Below are 9705 nucleotides of genomic sequence, written 5' to 3' on the forward strand. Positions count from 1 at the left end.
GCCCCGTTAATCATTGACGGGGCTTTTGCTATTTTAAAAGTACCTTTAATCTTTTTTTACATCATCTTTAGTAAGGGTTTTATCTTGTTCGCTTAAATGTTGAGTCATCTCAGCACGTAGCCAAGATTTTAGGTTTTCAGACATTAGCATCATCTGCTCACTCAGATAATCATCAATCTGCATTTCAAGTTCACGAATCAGCTCTTTATGAGTGACGCTTAGTGTGGCATCTTTGACAGCAAAGCTAATCGCTACACTGGCTTTATTGTTGATGGCACTGATGCTGGTCTCATTTTTAATAGTTTTATCGTTGTTAATGCTTTTATCAACTATAGTATTCGCATGTTCACTAATGGTTTTACTGCCAATAGCATGTTTCTCAGTATCAGAGTCATTAATAATAATAGTGTCAACTTTACTGTTAGTTTCTATTTTATCGCTATCAGGTATCTCAAGCTCTACAGCTGCTTCTGAATGGTTTTTAGTAGCAGTCAATGACTTCTCTTTCGATGTCTCTTTTTCTGCTTCTTTTTGAGCATTCTTATCTGCTTCGCGTTTTTTTGCCGCTTCTTGTAACCTATTTTCTTCTTTAAGGGAGTCTTCTTTTAATTTAGCTTCTTCTGCCACTTTTATTTTTTGTTCTTCTTCTAAACGCTGTTGTTCAGCAACCACCTGTTCTGCTACTTGTTTATCGGCGATTGCCTTGGCGATAGCTTGCTCAGCTTCATGATTCTCATAGAGGTCATCAAGATGCGCGTCTAAGTCATGGGTGCTAAAAACAAAGGTTTCAAAAGGTGTTTCGGCTTTAAGCAAGGTGGTGATATCGGTAAGCTCTTGAGTGATTGAGGCACGGATAGGCTCTGGCGCACACGTCCAGCGCTGATAAAACTGATGAGAAAATGAGTAGCTTGACATGGTATCGTCCATAAATGTTGCAAAAATTACCCCTTATCATACGCAAGGATGATAAGGGGCTGCAAGTAGACAAACGTAGTAAATCTGACACCAAGGTTACAAGGTTTCAATCATAAGCTTGCTGTCTTAGTGATTGACAGGCCAGCGGGCAAATATCAATGAACCATTGGTACCGCCAAAACCGAAACTATTAGAGACGGCGTACTGTAGATTATCCACTTTACGTGATTGATTGGCGACATAATCAAGATTACAGTTGTCTTCAACATTTTCCAAGTTAATCGTTGGCGGTACTTGCTGGTGTTGCAGAGTAAGCACAGTAAAGATGGCTTCTATAGCACCAGCAGCACCAAGCAAGTGACCAGTCATCGATTTGGTTGAGCTGACTAAGATGCTGTCTTTAACAGCTGCAAAGACGGTTTCAATGGCAATAGATTCAGCAATATCACCAGCAGGCGTGCTGGTGCCATGAGCATTGACGTAACCAACGACTGAAGGTTCAATACCTGCATCATTTATTGCATTTTGCATCGCTCGTGCTGCGCCGCTACCGTCTTCAGGAGGGGCAGTAATATGGCTGGCGTCGTCACTCATACCAAAACCGACCAGCTCAGCTAGTATTGTCGCACCACGTGCTTTGGCATGGGTAAGGCTCTCTAGCACCATGACACCCGCACCATCACCTAATACAAAACCATCACGGTCTTTGTCAAAAGGCCGCGAGGCACGAGTTGGCTCATCATTACGAGTTGACAATGCATGCATCGCTGAAAATCCCGACATGCCAAGCGGGCTTGAGCCTTTTTCGCTGCCACCAGCAATCATCACGTCGGCATCGCCATACGCAATCAAGCGCGCTGCTAGACCAATAGCATGAGTGGCTGTGGTACAGGCAGTAGATGTGGCAAGATTTGGACCTTTTAATGTATGCTTAATCGCTACTAGCCCTGCTGCCATATTGACGATAGAGCCTGGAATGATAAATGGTGAGACTTTTTTAGGACCTTTATCATTGAGCATGGCACAGCTGTCTTCAATCGTTTGAATACCACCAATACCTGACCCTAAAATAACCCCAAAGCGCTCTTGGTCAACATTTTGTACAGGACTGTCATTGGTGCTCACTTCATCAATAAAACCAGCATTTTCTAACGCCATTGATGTTGCCGCTACCGCGTATTGCATAAAATCATCATAGCGACGTGCGTCTTTAGCATTCATATATTGCTTAGCATCGAAATCTTTGACCACGCCTGCAATCTGCGCACGATATTCAGTGGCATCGAAATGAGTAATCGTGGCGATACCACTCTCACCGTTGAGCAGCTTTGTCCAAGTACTTTCGACATCTAGCCCTAATGGCGTGACAGCTCCCATACCCGTCACCACAACGCGCATTTCATCAGAGCGCTCATAGTGTGGCGGCTTTTGACGCCTTTTTGCATCAGTAGTAGCGGTTTGCGATTTTGATGGGCTGCTGTGCTGGCTCATATTGTAATCCTGTCCTTTCGGGTCCTAAGAGGAGGGTATTTCTTAAGCCATTATAAAACACATAAGTGCACGTATGTAAACTAAAATTTGACCGATTAGGCAAAACACACCTGTCCTAATACCACGCCTTTACTTGCACCTGTCACTGCAGGTAAGTTACCTGTTTTGCCCATGAGTGTCTGTCTTGCTAACCAAGCGAAGGCGACTGCTTCTACCCACGTTGGCTCAAGTCCTAAGCTTGCTGTGGTTTCTACCTTGCAACGTGGCAGATGTGCTTGTAACCGCGTCATAAGATAATCATTCAGCGCACCGCCGCCGCAGACATAAACCGTACTGTTTTCATCAGCGTTGATAAAGAGATTGATTTGGGCACTGGCGCTAATAGCGGTCAGCTCAGTGAGCGTCGCTTGTACATCTGCTGACGAGTAGCGAATATCAGCAGAAGCCTGATCGAATTTTTGTAGCTCATCTTGCAGCCATACTAAGTTAAAATCTTCACGCCCTGTACTTTTAGGATAGGTTTTATTAAAAAATGGATGTTCCAAAAGCTGATTGAGTAGTGGCTCGACGACTTGACCTGATTGCGCCCATGTACCGCCCGCGTCATAATCCTTGTCAGTATGCAATACCGTCCACGCATCTAATAATAGGTTGGCAGGACCGGTATCATAACCAACTACGCTATCAACGCTACCAGATAACTGATTGTCTGAGTGTTCATTAGAATCTAAGAAGCCATTAGAAATCGCTGGTAAGACAGCGATATTGGCAATACCGCCTAAATTTAATAAAACCCGCGTGCTATCAGGCACGGCAAATAAGTCTTGATGAAAAGCCGGAACCAAAGGCGCACCTTGACCACCGACTGCCATATCACGGCGTCGAAAATCACTGACGACGCTAATGCCAGTACGCTCAGCTATGATATTGGCATCCACTAATTGTAAGCTAAAGCCCATTTGCGGACGATGGCGTACGGTTTGTCCATGACAGCCAATCGCTAATACTGACTCACTATCAGTATTTGATTGCTGCAATAACGCATTGACCACCTCGCTGGCAAATTCAGCATATTCTTTACTTGCCCAACCGAACCAATCTAACTCGCTGCTGGGTTCAGCTGCCGTTGGTGTTAATTGGTTGATGCCATTAGGTTGACATAATGCTAATAATACTTCACGTAAACGCGGCGGGAAATCTTGGCTAACAGTCGCTAACAACTGCATTGGTTGCTGTTTGCTGTCTTTATTAATACTTGCAACACTAGTATCGTCACTAATACAATCAGCACTATCAGCACTAAATTGACAAAGCACAGCATCCATACCATCTAAGCTGGTGCCAGACATCATCCCAATATATAAACCATCATCAAAATTTTCAAACACCGTTTGCTCGAGTGCATCGGTCAAGGTGGCATAATTTAAGTCGTCAATATGATCTAAGCTGATATCTAAACTTAAATCTGTGGCGCTATTATTCTGAATATCAGTAATCGATGCGAGGTTGGTCATGGCAATTTACCTTAAAAAACGCTAGTATATCTGCCAAATTCTAACATTTTTTGATGGCAACGAGGTTCTAAATAGCCCAAACGCTGTCACCCTGTACTAAAGACAATAAAGAGAGCATCATGACCGAGAAAACTTACACTTTAGAAGAACAACTTGCCATTATCCAGCGCGGCACCCAAGAAATCCTATCTGAAGAGGATTTGGTTAAAAAGCTCAAACTTAATCGCCCGCTACGTATTAAGGCAGGTTTTGATCCTACCGCACCAGACTTGCATTTGGGTCATACGGTATTGATTAATAAGCTCAAGCATTTTCAAGATTTGGGTCATGAAATTTATTTTCTAATCGGCGATTATACTGCCAAGATTGGCGACCCTTCTGGTAAGAACAGCACACGTCCACCATTGACCGATGAGCAAATCCAAGTCAATGCTCAAACCTATGCGGAGCAAGTTTTTAAAATTTTGGATAAAGAGAAAACCCGCATCGTCTTTAACTCTGAATGGTTTAAAGACATGTCAGCGGGTGACATGATTCAGCTTTCTAGCCAGTTGACCGTCTCGCGTATGCTTGAGCGCGATGACTTTTCTAAACGCTATGCGGCGCAAACGCCTATTGCTATTCACGAGTTTTTATATCCATTAGTGCAAGGTTATGACTCTATCGCGCTAAAAGCCGATGTGGAGCTTGGTGGTACTGACCAAACCTTTAATCTTTTGATGGGACGCACCTTGCAAGGTCGTTATGGTCAAGAGCCACAAGTGTGTATTACGGTGCCGATTTTGGAAGGCTTAGACGGCGTTAATAAAATGTCTAAATCCCTGAAGAACTATGTTGGTATTTATGATGCACCGGGCACTATGTACCAAAAACTTCTATCTATGCCAGATACCTTAATCCGTCGCTATTTTGAATTTTTAAGCTTTAAGCCAATGGAAGAAGTCGAAGGTTTAATGGCAGAGATGGAAAACGGTCGCAATCCACAGGAAATCAAACGTATCCTTGCTGAAGAATTGATTGAACGTTTCCACGATGCTGACGCTGCTGCCAATGCACACAAATCAGCGGGTAACGTACTTGCTGATGGCGAATTGCCAGTTGATTTGCCAGAAGTGACACTAGATTTAGAAGGCGCTGAAGGATTATTTATTACTCAAATACTCAACCAAGCTGGTCTGGCTAAAAACAGTTCATCTGCCAAAGATATGATCAAACGTGGCGCGGTAAAAGTAGATAACGAAATAGTAGATGCCGGCTTTAGCTTAACGTCTGGGCAAACCGTGGTTATTCAAGCGGGTAAGAAAGCCTATGCGAAAGTGACAGTAGGGTAGTTAAGAAATTGAGTTAGGTAGCCAAAGTTTCTAAGTTCATTATGGCTTAAGGAGAAGTAGATGTTAGCCCTTCCTACATTATCAAGTAATGGCATTACCCTTAAGCCATTGACGCTAAGTAATGCAACTGACTTAGCTGAAGCTTGCCAAGATGGTGAACTATGGAAAATAAACGAGACGTCGGTACCTGAGCCAGATAAGGTTATGGACTATATTAATACCGCAGCATCAATGCCTGATAGACAAGCCTTTGTGGTCATTGATGACTTAACTGGTAAAGCGATTGGATCAACAAGTTTTCACGATATTTTACCCTTTGTAAAACGCTTAGAGATTGGCTATACCTGGTACGCAAAATCGTATTGGCGAACGCATGTCAATACGACTTGTAAGCTCATGCTGCTAACCTATATATTTGAGACTTTGGAATATCAGACAGTAGGTTGGCGTACAAATATAGGCAATCATCGCTCACAACAAGCTATTGAGCGTTTAGGCGCTAAAAAAGATGGGGTGATTCGCGGCAATCGAGTTTGTCGCAATGGCGTTATTTCAGATACAGTGATGTATAGCTTAATAAAATCTGAGTGGCTACCAGTAAAATTAGAGCTGACGAAAAAGCTTAATGATGCTCACTAAGCTTTTATAACAATTGAAAGAAGTAAGAAAATTATGACTCAAACATACCAAGCCATTCCCCAAGGTATCTATCGCCACTATAAAGGCAGCCTTTACCAAGTTTTGCATATAGCAAAGCATTCAGAAACAGAAGAGTCTTTGGTCGTTTATCGTTGTCTTTATGGTGAATATGGCGTTTGGGTACGTCCTTTAACCATGTTTACAGAAGTGGTTAATATTGTTGGTAAAGAAGTACCAAGGTTCGAGATGATTAAAGCCTTATAAAGTCAGGTAGGATGCTACTAAATATGACGCCGTTGCTTAGAGAATATTGCTATATTGAAAAGAGTAATGTGATTTATAGCAAATGACTCATAGCAAAAGGACGACGGGTGATGAATCATTCAACGTTGGCGGAGCTTGATAGTAGTCTTTATCCGCAAATATGGGAGCAGCAAACCTTTTCTAATGCACAGTTATTATTACTGGCAATGCTGAATGGCAGCATCACAGCTGATCCTCATGCTTTCACTCAAACTCTGCAAGATAATGACGTCTATCAAGATTGGGTGAACGCCACCGTATTTGGGCGTTATATTCAGCGTAGTTTTGCCGCATTTTATCAGCAAACCGAAGACAGCTTTAATACTGAGTTACCAGCATTATTCCGCCATGAGTTGCATCGTTATGGGCAATACTTACCGCTAGAGCAGATATTGTTTGTTGCAGGCAAGATACCTGACAGCGCGCGCCATGAAAAGCTTTTTACCACCACTCTTAATCCTGCTACTGCCGTACTAACTGCGCAACAACTAACCCAATCAGCTAAGCAATCAGCTTTTTTAAATTCAAACAAACCAAATACCCAAGATATGATTGTTAATCAGATACGGGTGACAGGTAAGCAAGTGTTAGGATTTTCGTTACGCCATAATAAGCGCACGAGTGAGCGTATACGTAACGAGGTATTGATTTTGGATTTTAACGACTTGCGACTGGTAGATGAGCAAGTAGTAGAGAAAGAGCTAGAAGGGCAAAGCAATATAGTGTTATCAGAAAATAACCCTATATTGCTTCGCTCTTATGAATTACGTTAATGAATTAGAGGAACATGCTAAACAGTAGACCTAATATCTATCAGTACTCTATGAGTATCTACGAATCTTGCTTAGCAATCGTCAGCCCGTTATAGGTTTGCGCAACAGGCATGACTTCCAAACGATTGACGTTAATATGGGCAGGCGATTCAATTAACCATAATAAAATATCACCGATATCGTCGCCCGTCATAGTTTTAAAGCCATCATATACCTGAGCCGCCTTATCATCATCACCATGATAGCGCACGTTTGAGAATTCAGTACCGGCAACATTACCCGGTTCAAGATTGGTCACCCGCACTTGCGTGCCAACTAAGTCTGCTCGCAAGTTCAAGCTAAACTGTTTAACAAAGGCTTTGGTCGCGCCATAAACATTGCCACCAAAATAAGGCCAGCTACCGGCAATCGAACCGACATTAATGATATAACCGCTATCACGTGCTACCATTGCTGGTAACACCGCATGAGTCAGCGCCATCAAACCCTTAATATTGGTATCAGTCATACGCATCCAGTCATCAAGACTGGCACTATGTGCAGGTTCTGTCCCAAGCGCCAACCCAGCATTATTAACAAGCACATCGATTTGACTAAAATCTGCTGGCAAGTCGGCAATAATTTGCGGGATAGAAGCCGTATCACTGACATCCATAACGACTGGTAAAAATAACTCACCAAGTTCTTGCGCTAATGCATTCAGTTTATCGAGTCGTCTGGCACAGCCAATGACCCGATGACCTTTTGCCACCAAGCGTCTTGCCAATGCTTCGCCAAATCCTGCGCTTGCCCCTGTAATCAATACGTTCATTATGTACCCTTACAATCCTTGATAAGTGATAGCTATTAATAAGCCGTTTTATAATAATGATGAAAGCTTAAACCATGACGAGAGCGTTGCATACTACGCTCTCGTCATGCAAGCTTATGATTAGCGTTGACCTTCTTGTTTACCAAATATCTTATCGCCTGCATCCCCAAGACCTGGAATGATATAACCATGGCTATCTAAATGGCTATCAAGTGCAGCGGTATAAATAGTCACATCAGGGTGCGCTTCATTGACCAAGCGTACGCCTTCAGGTGCAGCAACCAATACCAACGCTTTAATGTTATTACAGCCGTGTTTTTTTAGCATATCAATGGTTGCAACCATTGAGCCACCTGTCGCTAGCATTGGGTCAATGATAAGAGCAGGGCGTTTGTCCATATGACTGACAAATTTCTCGAAAAACGGCACGGGTTGTAGCGTTTCTTCATCACGTTGTAAGCCGACGACAGAGATTTTCGCTGTAGGAATCATATCGAGCACCCCATCAAGCATACCAATACCGGCACGCAAAATAGGCACAATAGTAACCGTCTTACCGATGATTTGCTCACCCGTAATTTCACCACACCAGCCTTCCATAGGAAATGTCTCAATTTCAAAATCGCGGCTCGCTTCATAAGCCATCAAGCGCGCAAGCTCTTTGGTTAGGGTGCGAAACTTATAGGTACTACAGTCTTTTTCGCGCATAAGGCTGAGTTTATGACGGACTAGCGGGTGATTAATCACAGTGATATTTAAGTCGCTCATAAATGCTCTCTTGGTGTTGGTCTCAGATTAGACAGGCATACATCACGATTGAAATTAATCATTAGTATTCAACTAATGATTAATTATCTAGCAATGGCTTAAGCCTATAAAAGGGATTATCTAATAATAAAGGTATGGGTAATATAAACACGGTCAGGCAATGCATTTATAGTAAATGACTATAACAAATCGTACCTTGACTCTATTGCCCAAGCTTTTATATTAGTAATGAGCCAAGTAGCATTCTAGCTCACTGATAATATTAGCCAATAATAAACCGTGTTTAGAATGACTATGATACCAAAAAAACGACTTTTCTGATGAAGAATATCATGACCAAATCCTCACCGAATAATCCCACTAATAGCGCAAAAGCTGCTAACGACTTTGTGTGGACACAGAAATTAGAGAAAGACGGTGCAAATATCGAAACCCATCCTTTTGGTCCTGTGCTACCACCTGATGCTACCGTTATGATGATGGGCAGCTTTCCACCCACTGCGGATAAATGGGCAATGCGCTTTCATTATCCCAATTTCCAAAACGATATGTGGCGCATTTATGGACGCGTATTTTTTGATGATGCCGATTATTTTAGAATAGGGGACGAAAAGCGCTTCGATCCTGAGCGTATTCGCGCTTTTATGTTTGAGCGTGGTATTGCCTCTTGCCCGACCGTCGTCCAAGCGATTCGCGAAACCGGTAACGCCTCTGATAAGAATTTAACCGTCGTCACCACCGTCGATTTAGATACGATTTTGCCGCAAGTTCCTCACGTAAAGTCTTTATTTACTACCGGCGGCAAAGCAACAGAGGTCTTACTGAACTTACTAAATGAGCCGATTGCCAAATCAAAACATCCTAAGACCAATCAAAGTATTGATTATCCTTATGAATGGCAGGATAACGATAGTCATCCAAAAGCTGATGTTAATGAATTAACGTTATATAGACTGCCTTCTACCTCACGCGCTTACCCATTGGCGCTGGATAAAAAGGTTGCTGCTTATAAAGACTTCTTCAAAAAGATAGGAAAGCTATAAACTAAGTTAGTTATAAGATGCTCAACGATATGAGTGTATAAGACAAAAATAATAAGAAATCCAGATAAGTAATGGTAAATAAAGGATTAATAATAACAGTCTAAAACTACCTTAATG

At 42.4% G+C, this 9705-nt stretch carries 10 protein-coding genes; 5 read left to right on the forward strand and 5 right to left on the reverse strand.

What is annotated here, in order from left to right; genetic code table 11:
- Positions 1–45: 45 nt before the first annotated feature.
- From ACMHKH_RS12335 to ACMHKH_RS12345, 3 genes are all read right to left on the reverse strand, one after another.
- The gene (locus ACMHKH_RS12335; protein WP_413520940.1) at positions 46–915 is read right to left on the reverse strand and encodes a hypothetical protein; all 870 of its coding nucleotides are present in this window, start codon (positions 913–915) and stop codon (positions 46–48) included.
- Positions 916–1041: 126 nt separating this feature from the next.
- A complete protein-coding gene (gene fabF, locus ACMHKH_RS12340; protein ID WP_413520949.1) occupies positions 1042–2313 on the reverse strand; it encodes a beta-ketoacyl-ACP synthase II in 1272 nt (423 codons plus the stop codon).
- A 188-nt stretch (positions 2314–2501) separates the two neighbouring features.
- Positions 2502–3920, reverse strand: a complete 1419-nt coding sequence (locus ACMHKH_RS12345; protein WP_413520941.1) for an anhydro-N-acetylmuramic acid kinase — start codon at positions 3918–3920, stop codon at positions 2502–2504.
- Between the two features lie 119 nt (positions 3921–4039).
- On the opposite strand from ACMHKH_RS12345, the gene tyrS reads away from it, so the two are divergent.
- The 4 genes from tyrS (at position 4040) to ACMHKH_RS12365 (ending at position 6966) form a co-directional block, all read left to right on the forward strand.
- Entirely contained in the window at positions 4040–5251 is a 1212-nt protein-coding gene (gene tyrS / locus ACMHKH_RS12350; protein ID WP_413520942.1) for a tyrosine--tRNA ligase, read from the forward strand.
- A 60-nt stretch (positions 5252–5311) separates the two neighbouring features.
- Positions 5312–5890, forward strand: coding sequence for a GNAT family N-acetyltransferase (locus tag ACMHKH_RS12355; protein WP_413520943.1), 579 nt, complete (start codon positions 5312–5314; stop codon positions 5888–5890).
- 33 nt (positions 5891–5923) lie between these two features.
- The gene (locus ACMHKH_RS12360; protein WP_413520944.1) at positions 5924–6154 is read left to right on the forward strand and encodes a DUF1653 domain-containing protein; all 231 of its coding nucleotides are present in this window, start codon (positions 5924–5926) and stop codon (positions 6152–6154) included.
- A 110-nt stretch (positions 6155–6264) separates the two neighbouring features.
- Entirely contained in the window at positions 6265–6966 is a 702-nt protein-coding gene (locus ACMHKH_RS12365) for a hypothetical protein (RefSeq protein WP_413520945.1), read from the forward strand.
- A gap of 58 nt (positions 6967–7024) precedes the next feature.
- Here the strand turns inward: ACMHKH_RS12365 and ACMHKH_RS12370 are convergent, their stop codons facing one another.
- Together ACMHKH_RS12370 and upp are read right to left on the reverse strand one after the other, a co-directional pair.
- Positions 7025–7777 carry an SDR family NAD(P)-dependent oxidoreductase gene (locus ACMHKH_RS12370; RefSeq protein ID WP_413520946.1) on the reverse strand — a complete coding sequence of 251 codons (753 nt, stop codon included), beginning with the start codon at positions 7775–7777 and terminating at the stop codon, positions 7025–7027.
- A 120-nt stretch (positions 7778–7897) separates the two neighbouring features.
- On the reverse strand, positions 7898–8545 hold the full coding sequence (upp, locus tag ACMHKH_RS12375) for a uracil phosphoribosyltransferase (RefSeq protein WP_413520947.1): 648 nt from the start codon (positions 8543–8545) through the stop codon (positions 7898–7900).
- Positions 8546–8877: 332 nt separating this feature from the next.
- Here upp and ACMHKH_RS12380 point away from each other — a divergent pair, with 332 nt between their 5' ends.
- Positions 8878–9588 (forward strand): DNA glycosylase, encoded by a 711-nt coding sequence (locus ACMHKH_RS12380; RefSeq protein WP_413520948.1) that lies wholly within the window; start codon positions 8878–8880, stop codon positions 9586–9588.
- The last annotated feature ends 117 nt before the right edge of the window (positions 9589–9705 follow it).

Source organism: Psychrobacter glacincola (assembly GCF_965118485.1).
GTDB classification, from domain to species: Bacteria; Pseudomonadota; Gammaproteobacteria; order Pseudomonadales; family Moraxellaceae; genus Psychrobacter; species Psychrobacter glacincola_D.

What these genes read in the sequence shown, in the direction of transcription:
- ACMHKH_RS12335 (WP_413520940.1), bottom strand. Translation starts at nt 915, where the DNA reads ATGTCAAGCTACTCATTTTCTCATCAGTTTTATCAGCGCTGGACGTGT.
- fabF (WP_413520949.1), bottom strand. Translation starts at nt 2,313, where the DNA reads ATGCGCGTTGTGGTGACGGGTATGGGAGCTGTCACGCCATTAGGGCTA.
- ACMHKH_RS12345 (WP_413520941.1), bottom strand. Translation starts at nt 3,920, where the DNA reads ATGACCAACCTCGCATCGATTACTGATATTCAGAATAATAGCGCCACA.
- tyrS (WP_413520942.1), top strand. Translation starts at nt 4,040, where the DNA reads ATGACCGAGAAAACTTACACTTTAGAAGAACAACTTGCCATTATCCAG.
- ACMHKH_RS12355 (WP_413520943.1), top strand. Translation starts at nt 5,312, where the DNA reads ATGTTAGCCCTTCCTACATTATCAAGTAATGGCATTACCCTTAAGCCA.
- ACMHKH_RS12360 (WP_413520944.1), top strand. Translation starts at nt 5,924, where the DNA reads ATGACTCAAACATACCAAGCCATTCCCCAAGGTATCTATCGCCACTAT.
- ACMHKH_RS12365 (WP_413520945.1), top strand. Translation starts at nt 6,265, where the DNA reads ATGAATCATTCAACGTTGGCGGAGCTTGATAGTAGTCTTTATCCGCAA.
- ACMHKH_RS12370 (WP_413520946.1), bottom strand. Translation starts at nt 7,777, where the DNA reads ATGAACGTATTGATTACAGGGGCAAGCGCAGGATTTGGCGAAGCATTG.
- upp (WP_413520947.1), bottom strand. Translation starts at nt 8,545, where the DNA reads ATGAGCGACTTAAATATCACTGTGATTAATCACCCGCTAGTCCGTCAT.
- ACMHKH_RS12380 (WP_413520948.1), top strand. Translation starts at nt 8,878, where the DNA reads ATGACCAAATCCTCACCGAATAATCCCACTAATAGCGCAAAAGCTGCT.